The sequence below is a fragment of the Ramlibacter ginsenosidimutans genome (genome assembly GCF_016654015.1).
Taxonomy (GTDB): domain Bacteria; phylum Pseudomonadota; class Gammaproteobacteria; order Burkholderiales; family Burkholderiaceae_C; genus Ramlibacter; species Ramlibacter ginsenosidimutans.
The window spans coordinates 241,878-265,803 of the sequence record NZ_JAEPWM010000002.1 but is presented as its reverse complement, the minus strand read 5'-3'; the positions used below and the strand labels follow the sequence as shown (position 1 = coordinate 265,803).

The 23,926-nt window shown below is 67.6% G+C and carries 30 protein-coding genes and 1 tRNA gene; 5 read left to right on the top strand and 26 right to left on the bottom strand.

Going from position 1 to position 23,926, the window contains the following annotated elements:
- Positions 1–20: 20 nt before the first annotated feature.
- On the top strand, positions 21–941 hold the full coding sequence (locus JJB11_RS07180) for a LysR family transcriptional regulator (protein WP_201167742.1): 921 nt from the start codon (positions 21–23) through the stop codon (positions 939–941).
- Positions 942–993: 52 nt separating this feature from the next.
- Here JJB11_RS07180 and JJB11_RS07175 read toward each other — a convergent pair.
- The 21 genes from JJB11_RS07175 to glpK form a co-directional block, all read right to left on the bottom strand.
- Positions 994–1,070 (bottom strand) — tRNA-Met (locus JJB11_RS07175).
- An 8-nt stretch (positions 1,071–1,078) separates the two neighbouring features.
- Entirely contained in the window at positions 1,079–1,474 is a 396-nt protein-coding gene (rplQ, locus tag JJB11_RS07170) for a 50S ribosomal protein L17 (protein WP_201167714.1), read from the bottom strand.
- Between the two features lie 68 nt (positions 1,475–1,542).
- On the bottom strand, positions 1,543–2,532 hold the full coding sequence (locus JJB11_RS07165; protein WP_201167710.1) for a DNA-directed RNA polymerase subunit alpha: 990 nt from the start codon (positions 2,530–2,532) through the stop codon (positions 1,543–1,545).
- A gap of 126 nt (positions 2,533–2,658) precedes the next feature.
- Positions 2,659–3,282 (bottom strand): 30S ribosomal protein S4, encoded by a 624-nt coding sequence (gene rpsD, locus JJB11_RS07160; protein ID WP_201167707.1) that lies wholly within the window; start codon positions 3,280–3,282, stop codon positions 2,659–2,661.
- Positions 3,283–3,425: 143 nt separating this feature from the next.
- Complete coding sequence (gene rpsK / locus JJB11_RS07155) at positions 3,426–3,830, bottom strand: 30S ribosomal protein S11 (protein ID WP_201167704.1); 405 nt, start codon at positions 3,828–3,830, stop codon at positions 3,426–3,428.
- Between the two features lie 80 nt (positions 3,831–3,910).
- On the bottom strand, positions 3,911–4,276 hold the full coding sequence (gene rpsM / locus JJB11_RS07150; RefSeq protein WP_201167700.1) for a 30S ribosomal protein S13: 366 nt from the start codon (positions 4,274–4,276) through the stop codon (positions 3,911–3,913).
- A gap of 33 nt (positions 4,277–4,309) precedes the next feature.
- On the bottom strand, positions 4,310–4,423 hold the full coding sequence (gene rpmJ / locus JJB11_RS07145; protein ID WP_011481465.1) for a 50S ribosomal protein L36: 114 nt from the start codon (positions 4,421–4,423) through the stop codon (positions 4,310–4,312).
- A 44-nt stretch (positions 4,424–4,467) separates the two neighbouring features.
- Positions 4,468–4,686, bottom strand: a complete 219-nt coding sequence (infA, locus tag JJB11_RS07140; protein WP_201167696.1) for a translation initiation factor IF-1 — start codon at positions 4,684–4,686, stop codon at positions 4,468–4,470.
- A 2-nt stretch (positions 4,687–4,688) separates the two neighbouring features.
- Positions 4,689–6,005 carry a preprotein translocase subunit SecY gene (secY, locus tag JJB11_RS07135; protein WP_201167693.1) on the bottom strand — a complete coding sequence of 439 codons (1,317 nt, stop codon included), beginning with the start codon at positions 6,003–6,005 and terminating at the stop codon, positions 4,689–4,691.
- A 15-nt stretch (positions 6,006–6,020) separates the two neighbouring features.
- Entirely contained in the window at positions 6,021–6,452 is a 432-nt protein-coding gene (gene rplO, locus JJB11_RS07130) for a 50S ribosomal protein L15 (protein WP_201167691.1), read from the bottom strand.
- On the bottom strand, positions 6,452–6,643 hold the full coding sequence (gene rpmD, locus JJB11_RS07125; protein WP_201167689.1) for a 50S ribosomal protein L30: 192 nt from the start codon (positions 6,641–6,643) through the stop codon (positions 6,452–6,454). The genes rplO and rpmD overlap by 1 nt, the downstream gene beginning before the upstream one ends.
- Before the next feature lie 11 nt (positions 6,644–6,654).
- Positions 6,655–7,176, bottom strand: a complete 522-nt coding sequence (gene rpsE / locus JJB11_RS07120; RefSeq protein ID WP_201167688.1) for a 30S ribosomal protein S5 — start codon at positions 7,174–7,176, stop codon at positions 6,655–6,657.
- A gap of 18 nt (positions 7,177–7,194) precedes the next feature.
- Complete coding sequence (gene rplR / locus JJB11_RS07115) at positions 7,195–7,563, bottom strand: 50S ribosomal protein L18 (protein WP_201167686.1); 369 nt, start codon at positions 7,561–7,563, stop codon at positions 7,195–7,197.
- Between the two features lie 11 nt (positions 7,564–7,574).
- The gene (rplF, locus tag JJB11_RS07110; protein ID WP_201167682.1) at positions 7,575–8,108 is read right to left on the bottom strand and encodes a 50S ribosomal protein L6; all 534 of its coding nucleotides are present in this window, start codon (positions 8,106–8,108) and stop codon (positions 7,575–7,577) included.
- Between the two features lie 15 nt (positions 8,109–8,123).
- On the bottom strand, positions 8,124–8,519 hold the full coding sequence (rpsH, locus tag JJB11_RS07105) for a 30S ribosomal protein S8 (RefSeq protein WP_201167680.1): 396 nt from the start codon (positions 8,517–8,519) through the stop codon (positions 8,124–8,126).
- A gap of 19 nt (positions 8,520–8,538) precedes the next feature.
- Positions 8,539–8,844, bottom strand: a complete 306-nt coding sequence (gene rpsN / locus JJB11_RS07100; protein WP_201167678.1) for a 30S ribosomal protein S14 — start codon at positions 8,842–8,844, stop codon at positions 8,539–8,541.
- Positions 8,845–8,853: 9 nt separating this feature from the next.
- The gene (rplE, locus tag JJB11_RS07095; RefSeq protein WP_201169053.1) at positions 8,854–9,393 is read right to left on the bottom strand and encodes a 50S ribosomal protein L5; all 540 of its coding nucleotides are present in this window, start codon (positions 9,391–9,393) and stop codon (positions 8,854–8,856) included.
- Between the two features lie 7 nt (positions 9,394–9,400).
- Positions 9,401–9,718, bottom strand: coding sequence for a 50S ribosomal protein L24 (gene rplX / locus JJB11_RS07090; RefSeq protein ID WP_201167676.1), 318 nt, complete (start codon positions 9,716–9,718; stop codon positions 9,401–9,403).
- A 12-nt stretch (positions 9,719–9,730) separates the two neighbouring features.
- A complete protein-coding gene (gene rplN, locus JJB11_RS07085; protein WP_193675928.1) occupies positions 9,731–10,099 on the bottom strand; it encodes a 50S ribosomal protein L14 in 369 nt (122 codons plus the stop codon).
- 241 nt (positions 10,100–10,340) lie between these two features.
- A complete protein-coding gene (locus JJB11_RS07080; RefSeq protein WP_201964679.1) occupies positions 10,341–11,939 on the bottom strand; it encodes a glycerol-3-phosphate dehydrogenase/oxidase in 1,599 nt (532 codons plus the stop codon).
- Positions 11,936–13,435 carry a glycerol kinase GlpK gene (gene glpK / locus JJB11_RS07075; protein ID WP_201964678.1) on the bottom strand — a complete coding sequence of 500 codons (1,500 nt, stop codon included), beginning with the start codon at positions 13,433–13,435 and terminating at the stop codon, positions 11,936–11,938. The genes JJB11_RS07080 and glpK overlap by 4 nt, the downstream gene beginning before the upstream one ends.
- A 108-nt stretch (positions 13,436–13,543) precedes the next feature.
- Between glpK and JJB11_RS07070 the strand changes: the two genes are divergently transcribed.
- Together JJB11_RS07070 and proC are read left to right on the top strand one after the other, a co-directional pair.
- The gene (locus JJB11_RS07070; protein WP_201167670.1) at positions 13,544–14,707 is read left to right on the top strand and encodes an esterase-like activity of phytase family protein; all 1,164 of its coding nucleotides are present in this window, start codon (positions 13,544–13,546) and stop codon (positions 14,705–14,707) included.
- Positions 14,704–15,522, top strand: a complete 819-nt coding sequence (gene proC, locus JJB11_RS07065; protein WP_201167667.1) for a pyrroline-5-carboxylate reductase — start codon at positions 14,704–14,706, stop codon at positions 15,520–15,522. Before JJB11_RS07070 ends, proC begins: the two co-directional genes overlap by 4 nt.
- 18 nt (positions 15,523–15,540) lie before the next feature.
- Here the strand turns inward: proC and ubiA are convergent, their stop codons facing one another.
- From ubiA to recG, 4 genes are read right to left on the bottom strand one after another with little or no spacing between them, the layout of a single operon-like run.
- Positions 15,541–16,425 (bottom strand): 4-hydroxybenzoate octaprenyltransferase, encoded by an 885-nt coding sequence (gene ubiA / locus JJB11_RS07060; RefSeq protein WP_201167664.1) that lies wholly within the window; start codon positions 16,423–16,425, stop codon positions 15,541–15,543.
- Positions 16,422–17,366, bottom strand: coding sequence for a Dyp-type peroxidase (locus tag JJB11_RS07055; RefSeq protein WP_201167662.1), 945 nt, complete (start codon positions 17,364–17,366; stop codon positions 16,422–16,424). The genes ubiA and JJB11_RS07055 overlap by 4 nt, the downstream gene beginning before the upstream one ends.
- A complete protein-coding gene (locus JJB11_RS07050) occupies positions 17,363–18,316 on the bottom strand; it encodes a LysR substrate-binding domain-containing protein (protein ID WP_201167658.1) in 954 nt (317 codons plus the stop codon). Before JJB11_RS07050 ends, JJB11_RS07055 begins: the two co-directional genes overlap by 4 nt.
- 48 nt (positions 18,317–18,364) lie before the next feature.
- The gene (gene recG, locus JJB11_RS07045) at positions 18,365–20,428 is read right to left on the bottom strand and encodes an ATP-dependent DNA helicase RecG (RefSeq protein WP_201167655.1); all 2,064 of its coding nucleotides are present in this window, start codon (positions 20,426–20,428) and stop codon (positions 18,365–18,367) included.
- Positions 20,429–20,489: 61 nt separating this feature from the next.
- Here recG and queA point away from each other — a divergent pair, with 61 nt between their 5' ends.
- Positions 20,490–21,521, top strand: coding sequence for a tRNA preQ1(34) S-adenosylmethionine ribosyltransferase-isomerase QueA (gene queA, locus JJB11_RS07040; RefSeq protein ID WP_201167652.1), 1,032 nt, complete (start codon positions 20,490–20,492; stop codon positions 21,519–21,521).
- Positions 21,522–21,529: 8 nt separating this feature from the next.
- A complete protein-coding gene (gene tgt / locus JJB11_RS07035) occupies positions 21,530–22,690 on the top strand; it encodes a tRNA guanosine(34) transglycosylase Tgt (RefSeq protein ID WP_201167649.1) in 1,161 nt (386 codons plus the stop codon).
- 105 nt (positions 22,691–22,795) lie between these two features.
- Here tgt and JJB11_RS07030 read toward each other — a convergent pair whose 3' ends face one another.
- The gene (locus tag JJB11_RS07030; protein ID WP_201167646.1) at positions 22,796–23,860 is read right to left on the bottom strand and encodes a zinc ribbon domain-containing protein; all 1,065 of its coding nucleotides are present in this window, start codon (positions 23,858–23,860) and stop codon (positions 22,796–22,798) included.
- Positions 23,861–23,926: the final 66 nt, after the last annotated feature.

Here is a 23,926-nt window from a genome sequence, read left to right as displayed (position 1 = left end):
ACGAACAATCCAAGGCTTCTATGGAGCGGCTTCCTGCACGCCTGGACCTGAACCTGCTGCTGTCCCTCGACGTGTTGCTGGCCGAGCGCCATGTCACGCGGGCGGCCGCCCGGCTGGGCCTGTCGCAGCCGGCACTGTCAGCCCAGCTCAGGCAGCTGCGCGATGCGTTCGGCGATCCACTGCTCGTGCCGTCGACTGCGCGCGGCATGACGCTCACCGCGCGCGCGGAGGCGCTGCGTGAGCCGCTACGGGAGGTGCTGGCGGGCGTCTCAGGCCTCCTTGCAAGCAGCCGCGGTTTCGATCCGCTCACCGCGCGCGAGCGCTTGCGCATCGCCGCAACCGACGCCATCCACAGCATCGCCACCACGCCGCTGGCGACCCGGCTGCAAACGCTGGCCCCTCACTGCCAGTTGGCCATGCATGCAGTGGACCTGCGCTCGGTCACCGAGCAACTCGCCGCGGGCGAGCTCGATTTGCTGCTGGCCACGCCGGGCGCGGTCCCGCCGGCCTTGCATGCCCGCAAGCTCTACGAAGAGACTTTCCTCTGCGTGCTGCGCAAGGACCATCCGGCGGCGGCGCGGCCGCTGGACCTCGACACCTTCTGCTCCCTCTCGCACGCGATGGTTTCGCCGGCGGGCGGTGGGTTCGTCGGGGCAGTCGACGACGTGCTCGCAGCCCTGGGCCGCAGCCGCACAGTGCAGGTGTCCGTGAACAGCTTCCTGCTGGTGCCGGCCTTGGTCGAAGCCTCCGACCTGGTTGCCACGGTCCCGGCGCGGCTGGCCCGGCGCTGGAACGCAAGCCTGGCAGTGCTGTCCCCGCCTTGCGAGGTTCCGGGTTTCAGCGTCTCCATGGCGTGGCATCCGCGCACACACGCGGACCCTGCGCACATCTGGCTGCGGGACACCTTGCGCGAAGCGGTCGCCGCGGACCAGCAGGCCTGATCGTTTCCACCGCCCCAAAGAAAAACGCCCGGTGAAAACCGGGCGTTTGAATTGGTTGCGCGGGCAAGATTTGAACTTGCGACCTTTGGGTTATGAGCCCAACGAGCTACCAGGCTGCTCCACCGCGCGTCAGATTCTTATTCGGCGGCCTGGTCACCGGCCGCTTCGGTGGGCTCGGGACGGTCCACCAGTTCGACCAGCGCCATCGGCGCGTTGTCGCCGACGCGGAAGCCCATCTTCAGGATGCGCGTGTAGCCGCCCGGGCGCGTCTGGTAGCGCGGGCCAAGTTCGTTGAACAGCTTGGAGACGATATCCCGATCGCGCAGGCGGTCGAACGCCAGGCGCTTGTTCGCCAGGCTGGGTTCCTTGGCCAGCGTGATCATCGGTTCGACGACGCGACGCAGTTCCTTGGCCTTGGGGACCGTGGTCTTGATGGCTTCGTGCTGGAGCAGCGAGACCATCATGTTGCGCAGCATCGCGAGGCGGTGCTCGCTGGTGCGGTTCAGTTTGCGGAGGCCGTGTCCGTGACGCATGGTGTGTTCCTTTCCTTATCTAAAGGCAGCCGTGTCAGGTACTGCCAGTTCACCATTGAGGTTTCGAATTAACGCTTGTCCAGGCCAGCAGGCGGCCAGGACTCGAGCTTCATGCCCAGCGTGAGACCGCGGGAAGCCAGGACTTCCTTGATCTCGTTGAGCGACTTGCGACCCAGGTTGGGGGTCTTGAGCAGCTCGTTCTCGGTGCGCTGGATCAGGTCACCGATGTAATAGATGTTCTCGGCCTTCAGGCAGTTCGCGGAACGCACAGTCAGTTCGAGTTCGTCGACCGGGCGCAGCAGGATCGGGTCGAACTGCTGCGACGAGCGCTGCACCGGCTGGTCGAAGGCGGCCAGTTCGGAGCCTTCCAGCTGCGCGAAGACGGCGAGCTGTTCGACGAGGATCTTCGCGGAGGCGCGCACGGCGTCTTCCGCGGTGATCGCACCGTTGGTCTCGATCTCCATCACCAGCTTGTCCAGGTCGGTACGCTGCTCGACGCGCGCGCTTTCCACGGTGTAGCTCACGCGCCTGACGGGCGAGAACGACGCGTCCAGCACGATGCGGCCGATGGACTTGGTGGGCTCGTCGCCGTAGCGGCGCACGTTGCCGGGGACATAGCCGCGGCCCTTCTCCACCTTGATCTGCATGTCGATCTTGCCGCCTTGCGACAGCGTGGCGATCACGTGGTCGGGATTGATGATCTCGACGTCATGCGGGGTCTGGATGTCGGCGGCCGTGACGACGCCTTCGCCGTCCTTGCGCAGCGACAGGGTCACTTCATCGCGGTTGTGGAGCTTGAACACCACGCCCTTGAGGTTCAGCAGGATGCCCACCACGTCTTCCTGCACGCCGTCGATCGACGAGTACTCGTGCAGGACGCCGGCGATGGTCACCTCGGTCGCCGCATAACCCAGCATCGACGAGAGCAGGACCCGGCGCAGCGCGTTGCCCAGCGTGTGGCCGTAGCCACGCTCGAACGGCTCGAGGGTCACCTTGGCGCGGTTCGTGCCAAGCTGTTCCACGTTGATGGATTTGGGTTTCAGCAGGTTGGTTTGCATGCAGGACTTTCCTCTCAATACCCCCGGCTCGTTACACCGGTAAGGCTGGGGCCCTGGCACCGTGCCCGACGCCAGGGAACTAAAAACTCGCGCGGAGCCGGCCCACGCGGGCGGCTCCCGCCCGCGTTAGCGGGAATACAGTTCGACGATCAGCGCTTCCTTGATGTCGGCGCCGAACTCGTCGCGGTCCGGAACCTTCTTGAAGGTGCCTTCGGCCTTTTCGACGTTGACTTCGATCCAGCCCGGGATGCCCACTTGCGTGGCCAGCTGCAGGGCCTCGACGACGCGGTTCTGCTTCTTGGACTTGTCGCGCACGGCGATCACGTCACCGGCCTTCACCTGGTACGACGGAATGTTCAGCGGCTTGCCATTCACCGTGATGGCCTTGTGGCTCACCAGCTGGCGGGCTTCCGCGCGCGTGGAGCCGAAGCCCATGCGGTACACGACGTTGTCCAGGCGGGACTCCAGCAGGAACAGCAGGTTGGCGCCGGTGTTGCCCTTGCGGCGGTCGGCTTCCTCGAAGTAGCGGCGGAACTGGCGCTCCAGCACGCCGTACATGCGCTTGACCTTCTGCTTTTCGCGCAGCTGCAGGCCGAAGTCGCTGGTGCGCTGGCCCGAGGTGCGGCCATGCTGGCCGGGCTTGGAGTCGAACTTGGCCTTGTCCTGGATCGAGCGGCGGGCGCTCTTCAGGAACAGGTCGGTGCCTTCACGGCGGGAGAGTTTGGCCTTGGGGCCGAGATAACGTGCCACTTTCTCTTTCCTTCAAATGACTACCGCGGCCTGTTGCCGCGGGAGCCGGCTGCGCGTGCGCCGCCGGCGGTGGGCTTAGCTAATGACCAGGTGCCGGACCAAGGAGCGCTCAGCGCGCTTGCCCGGCCACCTCTGATTAGCGCTCAGATGCGGCGACGCTTTTGCGGGCGGCAGCCGTTGTGCGGCACCGGCGTGACGTCCGAGATCGAGTTGATCCGGATGCCCAGCGCGGCGAGCGCACGCACCGAGGACTCGCGACCCGGGCCGGGGCCACGGATCTCGACGTCCAGGTTCTTGATCCCCTGCTCCATGGCAGCGCGTCCGGCCACTTCGCTCGCGACCTGCGCGGCAAACGGCGTGGACTTGCGCGAGCCCTTGAAGCCCTGGCCACCGGAGGACGCCCAGGACAGTGCGTTGCCCTGGCGATCGGTGATCGTGATGATCGTGTTGTTGAAGGACGCGTGCACGTGGCAGACGCCGTCGTTCACGTTCTTGCGGACCTTCTTGCGCACGCGCTGCGCAGCGTTGTTGGCAGGAGCCTTGGCCATGTCTTATCTCTTTCCGTTTGATATGAGAGGTCCGAGCCGTCGCGCTGTGCGCTACCGGGTCCGACCCCTGGCACTTAGCCTTATTTCTTCAGCGCCTGCGCAGCCTTGCGCGGACCCTTGCGGGTGCGGGCGTTGGTGCGGGTGCGCTGGCCACGCATGGGCAGGCCGCGACGATGGCGGAAACCGCGGTAGCAGCCGATGTCCATCAGACGCTTGATGTTCATCGTCGTCTCGCGGCGCAGGTCACCCTCGATGGTGAACTGGGCGATCTGGTCGCGGATCTTTTCCAGGTCGGCGTCGGTCAGGTCCTTCACCTTCTTGGAATAGGCGATGCCCGTGGCTTCGCAGATCTTGCGCGCGCGCGTGCGGCCGATGCCGAAGATCGCCGTCAGGCCGATCTCGGCGTGTTGGTGCGGCGGAATGTTGATGCCAGCAATACGTGCCATGTCGTTCCTCTAAATCTCTATCAGCCCGGACGATCAGCCCTGGCGCTGCTTGTGCCGCGGATCGGTGCAGATCACGCGGACCACGCCCTTGCGGCGGATGATCTTGCAGTTGCGGCAGATCTTCTTGACGGAAGCCGAAACTCTCATTTGCTTTTCTCCTAAATCCTTCTGCCTTGGTCAGGGGTGCCCGATCACTTGGCCCTAAACACGATCCGTGCCCGCGACAAGTCGTAGGGCGTCAATTCCACGGTGACCCTGTCACCTGGGAGGATGCGGATGTAGTGCATCCGCATCTTTCCCGATATATGTCCGAGCACCACGTGCCCGTTTTCCAGCTTCACCCGGAAGGTTGCATTGGGAAGGTTTTCGATCACCTCACCGTGCATCTGGATGACATCATCCTTCGACACAATCAACCACCGAGGGACGTCTTGAAGTTCGCTTTCTTCAACAATGATTCGTACTGCTGGCTCATCAGGTAGTTCTGCACCTGGGCCATGAAGTCCATCGTGACCACCACGATGATCAGCAGCGAGGTTCCGCCGAAGTAGAACGGGACGTTGTACTTCAGGATCAGGAACTCCGGCAGCAGGCACACGAAGGTGATGTAGAACGCACCCGCCAGCGTGAGCCGCGCCAGGATCTTGTCGATGTACTTCGCGGTCTGCTCGCCCGGACGGATGCCCGGGACGAACGCGCCGCTCTTCTTCAGGTTGTCCGCGGTCTCCCGGCTGTTGAACACCAGGGCCGTGTAGAAGAAGCAGAAGAAGACGATCGCAGCGGCATAAAGCATGACATAGATCGGCTGGCCGGGGCTCAGCGTGCTCGCAATGTCCTTCAGCCAGCGCATGGAATCACCGGTCGCGAACCAGCCGACCACCGTCGCCGGCAGCAGGATGATCGACGACGCGAAGATCGGCGGGATCACCCCGGCCATGTTCAGCTTCAGCGGCAGGTGCGAGGACTGGCCTCCGTAGACCTTGTTGCCCACCTGGCGGCGCGCGTAGTTGACCAGGATCTTGCGCTGGCCCCGCTCCACGAACACCACGAAGTAGGTCACCAGCATCACGACCGCGACGATGAAGATCGCCACGAGCGGACCCATGGCCCCCGTGCGCACCAGCTCCAGCAGTCCGCCGATTCCGTTCGGCAGGCCCGCGGCGATGCCGGCGAAGATCAGGATCGAGATGCCGTTGCCCAGGCCGCGTTCGGTGATCTGCTCACCCAGCCACATCAGGAACATGGTGCCGGCCGTGAGGCTCACCACTGCGTTGATGCGGAACGCGAAACCGGGGTTCAGCACCAGGCCGGCCGAGCCTTCCAGCGCCATGGCGATGCCCAGCGACTGGAACAGCGCCAGGCCCAGGGTCCCGTAGCGGGTGTACTGGGTGATCTTGCGCCGCCCGGCTTCGCCTTCCTTCTTCAGCTGTTCCATCGACGGCAGCACGTACGTGAGCAGCTGCATGATGATGGACGCCGAGATGTACGGCATGATGCCCAGCGCGAATACCGTGAAGCGCGACAGCGCCCCGCCCGAGAACATGTTGAACAGGCTCAGGATGCCACCCTGCTGGCCCTTGAACAGCTGTGCGAGCTGGTCCGGGTTGATGCCGGGCACGGGGATGTGCGCGCCGATCCGGTACACGACCAGGGCGAGCAGCAGGAAGACGAGCCGGCGACGCAGGTCGCCGAACTTGCCGGTCTTCGCGATCTGGGCAGCGGTTGCCACGGGTTCGCGTTGCCTTTAGGCCAGGGAGCCGCCGGCCGCCTCGATGGCAGCCTTGGCACCCGCGGTGGCACCGATGCCGGTCAGCTTGACCGCGCGCTTCAGTTCGCCGGACTTGATGACCTTCACGTTCTTCACGATCTGGGCCACCAGCTTGGCTTGCTTGAGCGCGAGCAGGTCGACTTCCGCCGCACCCAGCTGCTCGAGCTGCGTCAGCGTGATCTCGCCGTTGTACTGCAGGTTGTGCGACTTGAAGCCGCGCTTGGGCAGGCGGCGCTGCAGCGGCATCTGGCCGCCTTCGAAGCCGACCTTGTGGTAGCCGCCCGCACGGGACTTCTGGCCCTTGTGGCCACGGCCGGCGGTCTTGCCCAGGCCGGAGCCGATGCCGCGGCCGACGCGGCGACGCGCCTTCTTGCTGCCTTCGGCAGGCTTGATGCTATTGAGTTCCATCAGAGCACCTTCACCAGGTAATCGATCTTGTTGATCATGCCGCGCACCGCGGGCGTGTCTTCGATCTCGCTCACGGAGTTCAGCTTGCGCAGGCCCAGGCCGCGGACGGTCGCGCGGTGCGACTCCTTGGTGCCGATCGGGCTGCGTACCAGCTGGACCTTCACGGTCTTCTGCTGTTCGGATTTGGCCATTGCGTATCTCCTCAGGCGGTGAAGATCTCTTCGACCGACTTGCCGCGCTTGGCCGCCACATCACCGGGGGTGGTGGCGTTCTTCAGCGCGTCGAACGTGGCGCGGACCATGTTGTAGGGATTGGTCGAACCGTGGCTCTTGGCCACGATGTCCGTGATACCCATCACTTCGAACACGGCGCGCATCGGGCCGCCGGCGATGATGCCGGTGCCCTTGGGGGCGGGAGCCATCATCACGCGGGCGGCGCCATGCTGGCCGAACACGTTGTGATGGATGGTGCCGTTCTTCAACGTCACCTTGGTCATGTTGCGGCGGGCTTCTTCCATCGCCTTCTGCACGGCCAGGGGCACTTCCTTCGACTTGCCCTTGCCCATGCCGACCTTGCCGTCGCCGTCGCCGACCACGGTGAGCGCGGCGAAACCGAGGATACGGCCGCCCTTCACCACCTTGGTCACGCGGTTCACCGCGATCATCTTTTCGCGCAGGCCGTCTTCCGGACCGTCACCTTGCCTGTTCGCTTGAATCTTTGCCATATCGAGTTTCCGTGTCCGTTAGAACTGCAGGCCCGCTTCACGGGCGGCCTCGGCCAGCGCCTTGACGCGGCCGTGATAGGCGAAGCCCGCGCGGTCGAACGCGACCTTCTCGACGCCGGCGGCCTTGGCCTTCTCGGCGATGCGCTTGCCGACGTTCTGGGCGGCGGCGACGGTGGCACCCTTGCCGGCGCCACCGAGTTCCTTGCGCACATCGGCTTCGACGGTGGAGGCCGTGGCCAGCACCTTGGAGCCGTCGTCGGAGATCAGGCTCGCGTAGATGTGCAGGTTGGTGCGGTTCACCGTCAGGCGGGCCACACCTTGCGTCGCAATGCGGATGCGGGTCTGGCGCGCGCGGCGCAGACGCTGTTCCTTCTTGGTCAAGTTCATGGTGCGGCTCCTTACTTCTTCTTGGTCTCTTTGATCACGACCGTCTCGTCCGAATACCGGATGCCCTTGCCCTTGTAGGGCTCGGGCGGGCGGACGGCGCGGATCTCGGCGGCGATCTGGCCCACGCGCTGGCGGTCCGCACCCTTGATGACGATTTCCGTCGGGGCGGGGGTCGCCACCGTGATGCCCTGGGGCATCTCGATGTTCACGGGGTGTGAGAAACCGATGGCGAGGTTCAGCTTGTTGCCCTGGGCAGCGGCGCGGAAGCCCACGCCCACCAGGTTCAGCTTCTTCTCGAAGCCCTTGGTGACGCCCTGGACCATGTTGTTCACCAGCTGGCGCATGGTGCCGCTCATGGCATTGGCTTCACGGGACTCGTCGACGGGAGTGAACGTCAGCTTGCCACTCTCGTTGCTCACCTTGACCAAGCGGTTCGTGGCGAGCTGCAGCGTGCCGCCCGCGCCCTTGACGCTGATCTGGTCTTCCTTGATGGCCACGTCGACGCCCTGGGGGACGGCGACCGGCGATTTTCCGACTCGGGACATGTTCCTATCCTTCCCTTACGCGACGTAGCAGAGGACTTCGCCGCCCACGCCGGTGGCGCGCGCCTTGCGGTCCGTCATCACGCCCTTGGGGGTGGTGACGATCGCGACGCCGAGGCCGTTCATGACCTGGGGGATCGCGTCGCGGCCCTTGTAGACGCGCAGGCCGGGACGGCTCACGCGCTCGATGCGTTCGATCACGGGACGGCCGGCGTAGTACTTGAGGGCAATTTCGAGCTCGCTCTTGTTGCCTTCGGTCTTCACCTGGAAACCATCGATGTAACCCTCGTCCTTCAGCACCTGGGCGATGGCCACCTTCACCTTGGAAGAGGGCACCGACACGGTTGCCTTGGAGACCATCTGCGCGTTGCGGATGCGCGTCAGCAGGTCGGAGATGGGATCACTCATGCTCATATCTGTGTCTCCTCGCCGCTTACCAGCTGGCCTTGGTCACGCCAGGGATCGAGCCTTCGAACGCGAGTTCGCGGATCTTGTGACGGGCGAGCCCGAACTGGCGGAAGGTCCCGCGGGGACGGCCGGTCAGTTCGCAGCGTTCGCGCTGGCGGGTGGGATAGGCGTTGCGCGGGAGCCGCTGCAGCGCCAGGCGGGCCGCCATGCGCTCGTCGTCGCTCTTCTTCGCATCGTTGGCGATGGTCTTCAGTTCCGCGTACTTCTTCGCGTACTGGGCAACCAGCTTGTCGCGCTTGAGTTCGCGCTGGATCAAAGCAGTCTTAGCCACGGTGCACCTTTATTGCTTGAAGGGGAAACGGAAGCCAGCCAGGAGCGCCTTCGCCTCCTCGTCGGTCTTGGCCGTCGTGGTGATCGAGATGTTCAGGCCGCGCACTGCGTCGACCTTGTCGTACTCGATCTCCGGGAAGATGATCTGTTCCTTGACGCCGATGTTGTAGTTGCCGCGGCCATCGAAGGCCCGGCCGCTGACACCGCGGAAGTCGCGCACGCGCGGCAGGGCCACGGTGACGAAGCGGTCCAGGAATTCGTACATGCGGGCGCCGCGCAGCGTCACCATCGTGCCGATGGCCTGGCCTTCGCGGATCTTGAAGCCGGCGATGGCCTTCTTGGCCTTGGTCACGACCGGCTTCTGGCCAGCGATCTTGGTCAGGTCGGCGACGGCGTTCTCCATCACCTTCTTGTCGGCGACGGCCTCGCTCACGCCCATGTTCAGCGTGATCTTGGTGATGCGAGGCACCTGCATCGGCGACTTGTAGCCGAACTTCTCGGTCAGCTCGGGAGCGACCTTGGTGCGGTAGTGTTCTTGCAGACGGGACACGGTCATGTCAGGCCACCTTGATTTCTTCGCCGGACGACTTGAACACGCGCTTGCGCGAGTCGCCGTCGAGCTTGATGCCCACGCGGTCAGCCTTGCCGGTGGCGGAATTGAAGATCGCCACGTTGGACTGGTGGATCGGCATGGCCTTTTCCACGATGCCGCCGGTTGCGCCCTTCATGGGATTCGGCTTGGTGTGCTTCTTCACCAGGTTGATGCCTTCGACGACGAGATGCTCGTCGTCCTTGCGCAGCACGACGCGGCCGCGCTTGCCCTTGTCCTTGCCGGCCAGGACGATGACTTCGTCACCCTTGCGGATCTTCTTCATGGCGGGGGTTCCTTACAGGACTTCCGGGGCCAGCGACACGATCTTCATGAACTTCTCGGTGCGCAGTTCGCGCGTGACCGGTCCGAAGATGCGGGTGCCGATCGGCTCCAGCTTGTTGTTGAGCAGCACGGCGGCATTGCCGTCGAACTTGATGAGGGAGCCATCGCCGCGGCGGATGCCCTTGGCGGTGCGGACCACCACCGCGCTGTAGATCTCGCCCTTCTTGACGCGACCGCGCGGAGCAGCTTCCTTGATGCTCACCTTGATGACATCGCCAACACTGGCGTAGCGACGCTTGGAGCCGCCCAGCACCTTGATGCAAAGAACGGACTTCGCGCCGGTGTTGTCGGCGACTTCGAGCCGAGATTCAGTCTGGATCATTTCGTTTGTTCCCAACTTGACCCGAACGCACCCTGCAGGACGATCCGGCAGGACATCGGGGCAGTCTTGGGCCCGCCGTTGCCGCGGACCCCGTTGAAAGGATGCCCGTGGCTTCGAATGGGCGACATCCGCCTCCTGGGAAGCGGACTGGATTTGCCATAGCACTCCCGCCTTCGAAAAGGCGAGCCCGCGATTATGGCAGATCGCGGGCGCTTGTCAAACGGGTCCTACAGCGAGCCCCTCAGGCCGGCATCTGCAGGTAGCTCGCGGCGAGCGCGCGGAAGGCCTCGACCTGCGGATCGACGCCGGTCTCCTGCCTCAGCAGCCCCCCGACTTCCGCGGCGAGCGAGTCCGCGAGCGCGGCGTCGGTGAACAGCAGGCGGCTACGCCGGGCCAGCACGTCTTCCGCCGTCCGCGCATATTCATGGCGCGCCGCGAACCGGACCATGGCCTCGGTCAGGCCGCCGCCGAGGTGGCGTTCGCTGCCGGGAAGAGAGGCCAGCTCGCCGGCCTCCGTTCCATACAGATGCGGTCCCGGCGGTGCGCTGATGCGCGTGCGGGCGCCGCCCTCGGGCGCGCCGACCACCCTCAAGTCAGCGGTCACTCCTGCGGGACGCCGCAGCAGCAGTTGCGCGTCGAAGCATTTCTCCAGCACGTCCTCCGCCATCGCACGGTAGGTCGTCCACTTGCCGCCCGTGACCGTGACCAGCCCGGACCGGCTCACCAGCACCGTGTGCTCGCGGCTCAGCGACTGGGTCCGCTCCCCTTCTTCGCCCTCGGGCTTCACCAACGGGCGCAGGCCGACCCAGAGGCTGCGGATGTCCTCGGGGCGCGGCGGCCGGACCAGGTAGCGCGCCGACTCGCCCAGGATGAACTCCAGCTCCGCGCGGAACGGCCGCGGCTCGCGCGGCAGGTCGGCACGCGGCGTGTCGGTGGTGCCGAGGATCACCTTGCCCATCCAGGGCACGCCGAACAGGACGCGCCCGTCCGAGGTCTTCGGCACCATGAGCGCGTCGTCGCCGGGCAGGAACTCGCGGTCGACGACCGCATGCACGCCCTGGCTGGGCGCCACCATGGGCTGCACGTCGCGGCCGGCCGCGCCGGCGTCCTGGCGCCGCAGTTCGTCCACCCACACGCCCGTCGCATTGACGACGCAGCGCGCGCGCAGCGTGAACTCCCGGCCGCTTTCGGCGTCCTGGCACGCCACGCCGCTCACCTTGCCTCCCTCGTGGAGCAAGCGGGTGACGGGACAGTAATTCACGGCGAGTGCGCCGCGCGCGGCGGCGGTACGCGCCAGCGCGATCGCGAGCCGCGCGTCGTCGAACTGGCCGTCCCAGTACCTGACGCCGCCGTGCAGGCCCTGCGGGCGCGCCGTCGGCAGGCAGGCCAGGGTCTCGCGTCGGCCGAGGATCTCGGTCGGCCCGAGCCCCGCCGAGCCGGCCAGCGCGTCGTACATCTTCAAGCCGATGCCGTAGAACGGCTTCTGCCACCAGCCGTACGCCGGCATGACGAAGGCCAGGGGCTGGGCGAGGTGCGGCGCGTTCTTCAGCAGCGTGGTGCGCTCGCGCAGCGCTTCGCGCACGAGCGCCACGTTGCCCTGCGCCAGGTAGCGCACGCCGCCGTGCACCAGCTTGGTCGCGCGCGAGGACGTGCCCTTGGCGAAGTCGAGCGACTCCAGCAGCACCACCGAGAACCCGCGCGCTGCCGCATCGAGCGCCACGCCCAGCCCGGTCGCGCCCCCGCCCACGACGACCAGGTCCCAGGTGCCGCCCTGCGCCAGCGCGTCGAGCAGCGCGTCCCGCCGGGTCGCGGCCGGGCGAATGCCGTCGCTGCCGCTCAAGGCCGCGCCCAGCCCTTGGCGCGCTCGACGGCTTCGCGCCAGCGCGCGAGCTTGGCCTGGCGTTCCGCTTCGGCCAGCCGCGGCTCGAAGCGGCGGTCCACCTGCCATTGCGCGGAGATCTGGTCCGCGTCGCGCCAGAACCCCGTCGCGAGCCCCGCCAGGTAGGCGGCGCCCAGGGCCGTCGTTTCCGTCACCTGCGGCCGCACCACCGGCACGCCCAGGAAGTCCGCCTGCATCTGCATCAGCAGATTGTTGCGCGAGGCGCCGCCGTCGACGCGCAGTTCCTTCAGCGGAATGCGGGCGTCGCGCGTCATCGCCGCGAACACGTCAGCGGACTGCAAGGCGATGGCCTCGAGGGCCGCCCGCGCGATGTGGGCGCGCGTGGTGCCACGCGTCATGCCGACCAGCGTGCCGCGTGCGTAGCCATCCCAGTCGGGCGTGCCGAGTCCCGCGAACGCCGGCACCAGGTACACGTCGCCGGTGTCGTCGACCTGGGCCGCGAGCGATTCCACCTCCGGCGCCGACTGGATGACCTGCAGGCCGTCGCGCAGCCACTGCACGGTGGCACCGGCCATGAAGACGCTGCCTTCGAGGCAATACGCCACCCGATGCTGCCCCGGAGGCCCTTGCCAGCCCACGGTGGTGAGCAGGCGGTTGCGGCTCTGCACCGGCCGGTCGCCGGTGTTCATCAGCATGAAGCAGCCGGTGCCGTAGGTGTTCTTGGCCATGCCCGGCGCGAAGCAGGCCTGCCCGAAGGTGGCGGCCTGCTGGTCGCCCGCGATGCCGGCGATGGGCAGCGCCACGCCGAACAGCGAGGACTCGGTCTCGGCCAGCACGCCGCTCGAGGGGACGACGTCCGGCAGCACGGCGCGCGGGACGCGCAGCAGCGCGAGCAACTCGTCGTCCCAGTCCTGGGTGTGCAGGTTGAACAGCAGCGTGCGCGACGCATTGCTCGCGTCGGTCGCATGCACGCGGCCGCCCGTGAGGTTCCACACCAGCCAGCTGTCGATGGTGCCGAAGGCCAGGTCGCCCTGCTCGGCGCGCTCGCGGGCACCGGGCACATGGTCGAGCAACCATTCGAGCTTGGTCCCGGCGAAGTACGCGTCGATCACCAACCCCGTCTTCTGCTGGATGCGCGCAGCGTGCCCCTGCCTGCGCAAAGCATCGCAGCGCGCTGCGGTGCGGCGGTCCTGCCAGACGATGGCATGGGCGATCGGATGCCCCGTGGCCCGGTCCCACAGCAGCGTGGTTTCGCGCTGGTTGGTGATGCCCAGCCCCACGAACGCAGCGCCGTCGGCGCCGGAGCGCTCCATCGCCTCGAGCGCCACCGCGTGCTGCGTCGCCCAGATCTCGCGCGCATCGTGCTCGACCCAGCCGGGCTGCGGGAAGATCTGGCGGAACTCGCGCTGCGCCGCCGAGACGACGCGGCCCTCCTGGTCGAAGACGATGGCGCGGGAACTGGTGGTCCCCTGGTCGAGGGCCAGGATGTAGCTCATGGACGCTACTGTAGTGCAGCGTTTGCCGCGGGTGCCCGGAAGCCGGTCTTGCTGCGCTCCGCGCCGCCGGGCTGAGCGGGTCCGCATGGGGCGCTAGACTGCGCGCCCATGCTGCGTGAAGCCACTCCTTCGCCCCTCCTCACCCGCCGCGCGCTGCTGCGCGGTGCCGTCGCCGCGTCGGTGCTGGCCACGGTCGGCTGCGCCGAACGCACCCTGCAGCCCGTCGCGCGCGCATCGGCGTCGCTTCGGCTGCTCGGGGAAGCCTTCCTGCCGCATCGGATGGACTTCAAGGGCACGACGGTCGGCGGCTTGTCGGCGCTCGACTTCGACCCGGCCACCGGCCTGTGGGTGTCGCTGAGCGACGACCGCTCCACCCTGCAGCCCGCGCGCTTCTACACCTTGAACATCGACGTGCGCGAAGGCGCCGTGCGGGTCGAACTGCTGGACGTCGTGACCTTGCGCGACGCCGCCGGCCACCCCTTTCCCCCGCGCGGCAGCGGTGGCGAAATCGTCGACCCCGAAGGCATGCGGCTGCTGCCCGGCGCACGCGGCGTGCTGTGGACCAGCGAAGGCGACTACGCCTCCGGCCAACCCCCCATGCTGCGCGAGGCGCGCCTCGACGGCACACATGTGCGCGACTTCGAGCGCCTGCCCATGTTCCAGTTGCCTGCGCCCGCCGGCACGGGACCGCGCGACAACCTCACCTTCGAAGGGCTCGCGCTCACGCCCGATGCGCACACCGCGTGGGTCGCGATGGAGAACGCCTTGCAGCAGGATGGCCCCGTGCCGGGCGTGGGCCGCCCCGGGGGCCCGTGCCGCATCACGGCCTTCGACCTCGCAAGCGGCCGCGCGGTCCGGCAGGTGGCCTACCTGCCGGATGCCGTGCCGCACGCTTCGATCGCCCCCGGCATGCCGGCGGAAAACGGCATCAGCGAGATCCTGATGATCGATGCGCAGCGCATGCTGGTGCTCGAACGCGCATACGTGTTCGGCCACGGCATGTCGCTGCGCATCTACGAGATCGACACGGCCGGCGGCAGCGACACGCTGGCGCAGGAGCAACTGCGCGCGGGCGAGTACCGGCCTTGCGCGAAGCGGCTCGTCGCGGACTTCGCCACGCTGGGCCTGTCGCGCCTCGACAATACCGAGGGCATGTGCTGGGGCCCGCGCCTACCGAACGGCCGGCGCAGCCTGGTGGTGGTCAGCGACGACAACTTCCGCTCGGCACAGGTCACCCAGTTCGCCGCCTTCGAATACCTGGAACCAGCATGAACCACACGCAAGACATCGCCTTCATCGGGGGCGGCAACATGGCGAGCGCCATCATCGGCGGGCTGCTGCGGCAAGGGCTCGCACCGGCACAGGTGCAGGTGGTGGAGCCCTTCGCCGAGGCACGGGCGCGGCTGCAGCAGCAGTTCGGCGTGGTTGCGATGGAGCACGCGGGCGCTGCGCTCGCTTCCGCGGGACTGGTGGTCTGGGCCGTGAAGCCGCAGACGTTCAAGGACGCCGCCGCGCAGGCGAAGCCGCACGTGGCACAGGCGCTGCACCTGAGCGTGGCCGCGGGCATCCGCTCCGACAGCATCGCGGCCTGGCTGGGCACCGAGCGCATCGTGCGCTCCATGCCCAACACGCCGGCGCTGGTGTGCAAGGGCATGACGGCGCTGTTCGCGCGCTCCGCCGTGAGCGCCGCCGACAAGACGCGCGTCGAGCAGGTGATCGCGACCACCGGCGAGTCGCTGTGGGTCGCCGAGGAAAAGCACCTGGATGCGGTCACCGCGCTCTCCGGCTCGGGGCCGGCGTACGTGTTCTATTTCCTGGAAGCGATGACCCAGGCAGGCGGCGAGATGGGCTTGTCGCCGGAGCAGTCGAGGCAGCTCGCCGTCGCGACCTTCGCGGGCGCGTCCGAACTGGCCCGCGCGTCGACCGAACCGCTGGCGCTGCTGCGCGAACGCGTCACTTCCAAGGGCGGTACGACCTACGCCGCGCTCACCTCGCTGGAGCAGGACCACGTGAAGGAGGCCTTCGTACGGGCGCTGCACGCGGCCTGCCGACGGGCCGCGGAACTCGGCGACGAATTCGGCAAGTGAACAAGGCGGCCCACCGCCTCAATGCATCAGCGCATAGCCGAGCGCCGTCCCGGCGAACACCGTGAAGCCGAACCAGTGGTTCAGGCGAAAGGCGCGGAAGCAGCCCTCGCGCGTGCGCTCGCGGATCAGCGTGTAGTGCCAGGCGGCCTGCGCGCCCGCGGCCGCGAGCGTGACCACGATGATGATGTTCGAAATGCGGCCCACCATCACGGCCGCCCAGACCAGCAGCGTCGCGGCGTAGCAGGCCATGATCACGGGCACGTCGGCGTGGCCCAGCGTGATGGCCGAAGTCTTGATGCCGATGCGCAGGTCGTCGTCGCGGTCCACCATGGCGTACTCGGTGTCGTAGGCGAGCACCCAGAACAGGTTGCCGAGCAGCAGCACCCACGCCAGCAGGGGAACCCGACCCTGCACGGCGGCGAAGGCCATGGGAATGCCGAAGCTGAACGCCACGCCCAGCACCGCCTGCGGCATCGAGACGAAGCGCTTCGCGTACGGGTACGCGATGGCGATCGCCAGCGCCGCGAACGACCACGCGATCGCCGCCGCATTGGTCGTGAGCACCAGGCCGAAGGCGAGCAATGCGAGCACCGCACCGAGGAGCAACGCTTCGCGCACGCCCACCGCACCGGTGGTGACGGGCCGCTGCGCCGTTCGCTTCACGTGCTTGTCGAACTCGCGGTCGGCCACGTCGTTCACGCAGCAGCCGGCGCTGCGCATCAGGATGGTCCCCAGCACGAACACGATGACGAGATGCCAGCCCGGAAAGCCGCCAGCGGCGATCCACAACGCGGCGAGCGATGGCCACAGCAGCAGCAGCCAGCCCGCGGGCCGGTTCCAGCGGATCAGGTCGAGGTAGAGACCGGCCTTCGACCTCAAGGGAGCGAGCCCCAGCGCGGTCATGCCACGCCGAGCCCCAGGCGGCGCAGGTCGAGCCGGCCCTCGCGCATCGGCGGACACCAGAAGTAGGCGCCGTTCACAGGCTTGGAGATCCGGAACATCGCATCCACGATGCCGTCGTCGTGCCCCGTCATCCGGCGCATCTGCTGCTCGAACGCCCGGAAGGACTGGCCGAACGCGACGAACATCAGCCCCGCCTGCATGCTCATCATCCACGGCATGGAGCGGCGCAGCAGGAACGCCTCGGGATCGAAGCTCTCCTGCGCCGTGCGCTTGACGTGCGCTTCTTCCGGCGCGTCCTCGAGCTCCTCGTTGTCCGCCAGGCGCCGGCCGATGTGGAAATCGCGCGCCTCGTCCTGCAGCGCCTCGAACGCGTCGAGGTCGTGCACCCATTGCTGCACGGCGACGTAGCTCGATCCGTCCAGGCCCGCGCCGAGTCCGTGCGCGAAAGCGGCCTGCTCCGCGGCCTCGCCTTCCGGGTTCTCCGTGCCGTCCTCGAACCCCGTGAGATCGCGGCCGTGGCCGCCCTCCTTCCACGCATGCCGGAAGGCATCGGTGACGTGCCGCACGTTGAACGCCGGCGCCAGCGCCTTCTGCACCTTGCGCGTGACCTGCAGCAGGTCGCCGAGGTCGGATCCGCGCAACCAGCACCACAAGGTGCCCGGCGTGACGGGGATCTTCAGGTCGCCGCGGGAGAAGTCCGGATACTCGTGCAGGCCGGGGATGTCCGCGCCGAGCGCCTTCACCAGCGAGGGGCCGAGCCCCACGACGACGTCGCTGCCATCCACCAGGGGCGTCAGGCGCGTGAGCGCCTCCTTGATGGCGGCGCCGTCCACGGAGGGATCGGCCAGGGTGAACAGCACGTAGCGCGCCACGGCGGGGATGCCCTCGAAGATGCCGGGCTGGTAGGGTTTCTCGATCGGAGTGGTACTGGCTTCTCTCATGAAAGTCTCTTGACGCCCGGCAACTCGCAGGCGTAGATGGCGTTGCGCAGCGCCGCGATCGCCTCGTAGCGCGTGAAGCTGCGGCGCCACGCGAGCACGACGCGGCGGCTGGGCGGGTCGCCGTCGAAGGGGATGTACTTGACGAAGGCCTGGTCGTCGCTGCGGCGCCTGGGCTTGGCGGAGAAAGCCTCCTTGGGGACGGACAGCCGCGGCACCAGCGTCACGCCCATGCCCGCTGCGACCATGTGCTTGATGGTCTCCAGCGACGAGCCCTCGAAGCTCTTGCGGATGCCCTCGGCATCGCTGGAGAAGCGCGCGAACTCGGGACACACCTCCAGCACGTGGTCGCGGAAGCAGTGGCCGGTGCCGAGCAGCAGCATGGTCTCGCGCTTGAGTTCCTCGGCCGTGATGGTCTTGCGCTGCGCCAGCGGGTGCGTGGTCGGCACCGCCGCGAGAAAGGGCTCGTCGTACAGCGGCGCGATCGCCAGGCCGGTGTCCGGAAAAGGCTCGGCCATGATCGCGCAGTCGATCTCGCCCATGCGCAGCATCTCCAGCAGCTTGACCGTGAAGTTCTCCTGCAGCATGAGCGGCATCTGCGGCGAGCGGGCGATGGCCTGGCGCACCAGGTCCGGCAACAGGTAGGGGCCGATCGTGTAGATCACGCCCAGGCGCAGCGGCCCCGCCAGCGGGTCCTTGCCGCGCTTGGCGATCTCCTTGATGGCGGCGGCCTGCTCCAGCACGCTCTGCGCCTGCCGCACGATCTCCTCGCCCAGCGGGGTCACCGACACCTCGTTGGCGCTGCGCTCGAACAGCTTCACTTCCAGCTCGTCCTCGAGCTTCTTGATCGCCACGGACAGCGTCGGCTGCGAGACGAAGCAAGCCTCGGCTGCGCGGCCGAAGTGCTTCTCACGCGCGACCGCGACGATGTACTTGAGTTCGGTGAGCGTCATCTCTTGATCGGAGGGGACAGAACTGAAGGTCTGTCCCCATGTTCTTCACTACGCCTTCAGGTAATCCGATTTTCCACCCAACCAGCGGGCGACGTGTTGGGCGGCCAGCGCGGGATGCCGGTCCAGCAGCAGCGGTGCGACCGCACGCGCCCACTCCAGCAAGGCCGTGTCGGTCGCGAGGTCCGCGAACCGCAGCAGAGGCGCGCCCGACTGGCGCGCGCCCAGGAACTCGCCCGGGCCGCGGATGTCGAGGTCGCGCCGGGCGATCTCGAAGCCGTCGTTCGTCTCCGCCATCGCTTTCAGCCGCGCCCGCGCCGTCTCGCCCAGGCGGCCGTTGTCGCCTGCCGCATAGAGCAGCACGCAGGCCGAGGCCGCGGCGCCGCGCCCCACGCGCCCGCGCAGCTGGTGCAACTGCGACAGGCCGAACCGTTCGGCATGCTCGATCACCATCAGCGAGGCATTGGGCACGTCCACGCCGACCTCGATCACCGTGGTGGAGACCAGCACGCCCATCTGGCCGCCGGTGAAGAGCGACATCACCGCCTTCTTTTCCGGCACCGGCATGCGCGAATGCAGCAGGCCCACCATCACGCCCGGCAAGGCCGCACTGAGCGCCTCGTGGGTCGCAGTGGCGTTGGTGAGGTCCAGCGTCTCGCTCTCCTCGATCAGCGGACACACCCAGTACACCTGCCGGCCTTCGGCGAGCTGGCCGCGGATGCGCTCGATCACCTCGTCCCTGCGGCTGTCGGAGATCAGCTTGGTGACGACGGGCGTGCGGCCCGGCGGCAGTTCATCGATGGTGGACACGTCCAGGTCCGCGTAGTAGCTCATCGCCAGCGTGCGCGGGATCGGCGTGGCCGACATCATGAGCAAATGAGGCTCGCCGCCGGAGTTCATCTTTCCGCGCAAGGCCAGGCGCTGCTCCACGCCGAAGCGATGCTGTTCGTCGATGACCGCCAGCGCCAGGTTCCTGAACTGCACCTGTTCCTGGATCACGGCGTGCGTGCCCACCACCAGCGCAGCCTCGCCGCTCGCGACCAGTTGCAGCATCTCGCCGCGTTCCTTCTTGCGCTGGCTGCCCGTGAGCCACGCCACCCGCAGACCGCGCGGCGCGAGCAGCGGCTCCAGCCAGCCGATCAGCTTTCGGAAGTGCTGCTCCGCGAGGATTTCCGTCGGCGCCATCAGGGCGCATTGCCAACCGGCGTCGATCGCGATCGCTGCGGCCAGCGCAGCGACGATGGTCTTGCCGGAACCGACATCGCCCTGCAGCAGCCGGTGCATGGGGCGTTCGCGCGCCATGTTCTGCGCGATCTCCTCGCTCACGCGGCGCTGCGCGCCCGTGAGCTGGAAGGGCAGCGCGGCGAGCAGTTGTTCGTGCAGCCCGCCCGGCTTCGCCCGGAGCGCCGGTGCGCGCAACACGTCGTGCGCGCGCCGGCTGCTCACCTGCGAGAGCTGCTGCGCGACCAGCTCCTCCGCCTTCAGGCGCAGCCAGGCCGGGTGCGTGCGATCCTCCAGCGCCGCCAGCGAAACCTCCGGCGTCGGGTGGTGCAGGAACTGCAAGGCCTGGCGCAATGCCCATGCAGTGGCGTTCCCCGGCGCGGGCGGCGCATCGGGCGGAAGCGTTTCCGACAGATCCGCGCGGGAAAGTGCGCCAGCCACCGCCTTGCGCAGGTAAGCCTGCGGCAGGCTCGCCACCGTCGAATAGACGGGGGTCAGGGCCTCGGGCAGCTCGCCACCGGCGGCGCGGTACGTCGGGTGCACCATCTGCCAGCCGAGGAAGCCGCCCTTCAACTCACCGCGGATGCGCAGGCGCGCGCCCGGCGCCAGCGCCTTCTGCTGCGAGGGATAGAAACTGAAGAAGCGCAGCACGCAGGTGTCGCTTCCGTCGTCCACGGTCACCACGAGCTGGCGGCGCGGCCGGTACTGCACCTGGCACTCCGTGACCGTCGCCTCGATCTGCACCGTGTCGCCTTCGCGGGCGTCGCGCAGCTGCACGATCCGTGTTTCGTCCTCGTAGCGCAAGGGAATGTGCAGCGCCAGGTCGATGTCCCGCGCCAGGCCCATCTTGCGGAGGGCCTTCTGGGGTTCGGTCAGCGCCTGCGTTTCGGGCATGGGACAATTCTGCCCTGCTCTTCAGATTCACTTGGAACGGGTCCGTCCGGCCCTCAAGCGCATGCACCCATTCACCCTGGGCGATTTCGATTTCGCCCTGCCTCCCGAACTGATCGCCCAGCACCCGGCCGCCGAACGCAGCGGCTCGCGGCTGCTGGATGGCACGGGGCCCGCTCCCGTCGATCGCATCTTCCGCGACCTGCCCTCGCTGCTCGCGCCCGGCGACCTGCTGGTCTTCAACGACACGCAGGTGGTCAAGGCGCGCCTGTTCGGCGAGAAGCCCACCGGCGGCAAGCTGGAACTGCTGGTCGAACGCGTGCTGCCAGGCCACGAGGTCGTCGCCCACATGCGGGTGAGCAAGAAGCCGCCCGTGGGCACGCAGCTGCGCATGGATGGCGGCTTCACCGCGACGTTGCTCGGACGCTATCCGCAGGAGGACGGGCCGCTGTTCCGGTTCGGGTTCAGCGCGGACCCTTACGCACTGATGGAGCAGCATGGCCACGTGCCGCTGCCACCCTACATCACGCACGCGGACAGCGAGGAAGACGCGCATCGCTACCAGACCGTGTTCGCGAAGAACCCGGGCGCCGTCGCCGCGCCCACCGCAGCCCTGCACTTCGACGAAGCGGTGCTCCGCGCCTTGGCCGAGCGTGGCGTCGAGCGCGCGAGCGTCACCCTGCACGTGGGCGCCGGCACCTTCCAGCCGGTGAAGACGGAGAACATCGCCGAGCACCGCATGCACAGCGAGTGGTACGAGGTGCCGCAGGCCACGCAGGATGCGATCGCGCGGCTGCGCGCGCGCGGCGGCCGGCTCGTCGCGGTCGGCACGACCACCGTGCGCACGCTGGAGTCGTGGGCACGCAGCGGCCAGGCGAGCGGCGACACCGACATCTTCATCACGCCGGGGTTCGCGTTCCGGCAGGTCGACGTGCTGCTCACCAACTTCCACCTTCCCAAATCCACGCTGATGATGCTGGTGAGCGCCTTCGCCGGCTACGAGCACATCATGGCGCTGTACCGGCACGCGATCGCCGCGCGCTACCGCTTCTTCAGCTACGGCGACGCCATGCTGCTCGCGCGCAGCCCCACCTGAGAACGACGATGCTGAAATTCGAACTCCACAAGACCGAGGGCCTGGCGCGCCGCGGCACGCTCACGCTGAACCACGGCATGGTGCAGACGCCGATCTTCATGCCCGTGGGCACCTACGGCACCGTCAAGGGCGTGATGCCGCGCTCGCTGGAGGAGATGGGCGCGCAGATCATCCTGGGCAACACCTTCCACCTGTGGATGCGCCCGGGCCTCGACGTGCTGAAGCAGTTCGGAGGCCTGCACCGCTTCGAGCAGTGGCACAAGCCCATCCTCACGGACTCGGGCGGCTTCCAGGTGTGGAGCCTGGGCGAGATGCGCAAAATCAGCGAGGAGGGCGTGAAGTTCGCCTCGCCGGTGAACGGCGACCGCCTGTTCCTCACGCCCGAGACCTCGATGCAGATCCAGGCGGCGCTGAACTCGGACATCGTCATGCAGTTCGACGAATGCACGCCTTACGAGACCAAGGGCCACCGCACCACGGAGGCGGAAGCGCGCTTCTCGATGGAGCTGTCGCGCCGTTGGGCCGTGCGCTGCCGCGCCGAGTTCGACCGGCTGGAGAACCCCAACGCGCTGTTCGGCATCGTGCAAGGCGGCATGTTCGAGAACCTGCGCGAGGAATCGCTGCAGGCGCTGGTGGAGATGGACTTCCCGGGCTACGCCGTTGGCGGCGTCAGCGTGGGCGAGCCCAAGGACGAGATGCTGCGCATCATGGCGCACACGCCGCACCGTCTGCCCGCGAACAAGCCGCGCTACCTGATGGGCGTGGGCACGCCGGAGGACCTGGTGGAAGGCGTGGCCCAAGGCGTGGACATGTTCGACTGCGTCATGCCGACGCGCAACGCCCGCAACGGCCACCTGTTCACCCGTTTCGGCGACCTGAAGATCCGCAACGCGAAGCACCGCAGCGACGAGCGTCCGCTGGACGAAACCTGCACCTGCTACACCTGCCGCGGAACCACCAACCCGGACGGCAGCGTCACCGGTGGCTTCTCGCGCGCCTACCTGCACCACCTCGATCGCTGCGGCGAGATGCTGGGTCCGATGCTGGCCACGATCCACAACCTGCACTTCTACCTGAACCTGATGCGCGAGATCCGTGACGCGCTCGACGCGGGCCGCTTCGCGCAGTTCGCGCAGGCGTTCCGGCAGGACCGTCAGCGGGGCGTTTGATCCAGGCTTGCGGTCTCGTAGGCTGGTGGTGAGCAACGCGAACCCCAGCGATCCAGCGTAGCGCTGCGAGCTGGGGTTCGCTGCGCTCACCGCCAGCCCACGAAGTCAGGTCGCGGCAGGGATCAATCGCGTGAACGCCCCCGCCCCCGTCCCGCAGGCGTGGCAGAACTTCGCGAACGCGCTCTTGCGCGTCGCGCACTGCGGGCAGCGGTCGTACAGCCCGATGCCGCAGTGCGGACAGAAGTCGATCTTGTCGTTGCGCAGGTCCACCGGCCGCTCGCAACCGGGGCATACACCCTTGGCGAGCCGCGCGAGCGCGGTGTCGTAGCTCAGCTCCTCGCGCCGCTGCACGTCCGGCAGTTGCTCTGCGGCCTTCTGCCGCTCCAGGTAGCGGTTCAGCGCCACAATGGCCTGCCGGCCCGCGACCACCGTGACGACGATGCCCACGATGTAGCGCACGTAGCCGCCGTAGCTGGGAAGGTAGGGCACCAGTTCGACGAAGAACGTGAACAGCGCGAACATCGCGAAGCCCCACACGAACGGCCACCACGTGCCGTGCCGGTGCTTGCGCAGCAGCCAGCCGCCGATCACCAGCAAGGGCAGTGTGAGCGCCAGCCGATACAGGAATACGCGCAGTTCCACGCGCCGCGCCTCCTGGTTCAACTTGCGGTAAGCCTCCTGCTCCATGTCCTGCAGTTGCTGGCGAGCCCGTGCCTGCCCCTGCCGCAGATCCAGCAGCACCTGATCCTGCCGCTGCTCCGCGGCTTGCGCGGCGCGTTCGGCCTGCTTCAGCCGGTCGAGCGCCTGCGTGCGTGCGACGAGATCCGGGTCCTGTTCGGACAGTTGCGTCGCGCGGCGGGTGGCGAGCCAGTTCTGGAAAGTCTCGCGTCCGGTCTGCGTGTCGGACTCGGCGACGCGCCGCTTCAGCCGGGCTTGCTCCAGCGCATCCTGCGCCTCGCGTGCGCTGCGCTCCGACTGCTGGATGCCGGCCCGCAGGCGGTCGGCGGCGGCCTTGTCCAGGAAGTCCTCGACCTGCAGCGGCTTCTCCACCTTGGGCAGGTCCCCGACGATGGTGCTCCCCAGTCCGATCAGGAAGCCTGCGAACACCACCGCAACCAGCCACAGGCCGCGGCGGAACCATTGCTCGGACAGGCGCAGTGCCTTGCTCATTCCGTTTCCCTCCGTCGTTTGTCGGGTAGCGCCGACTTATTCCCTCACGCGATGAAAGCCCCCCTC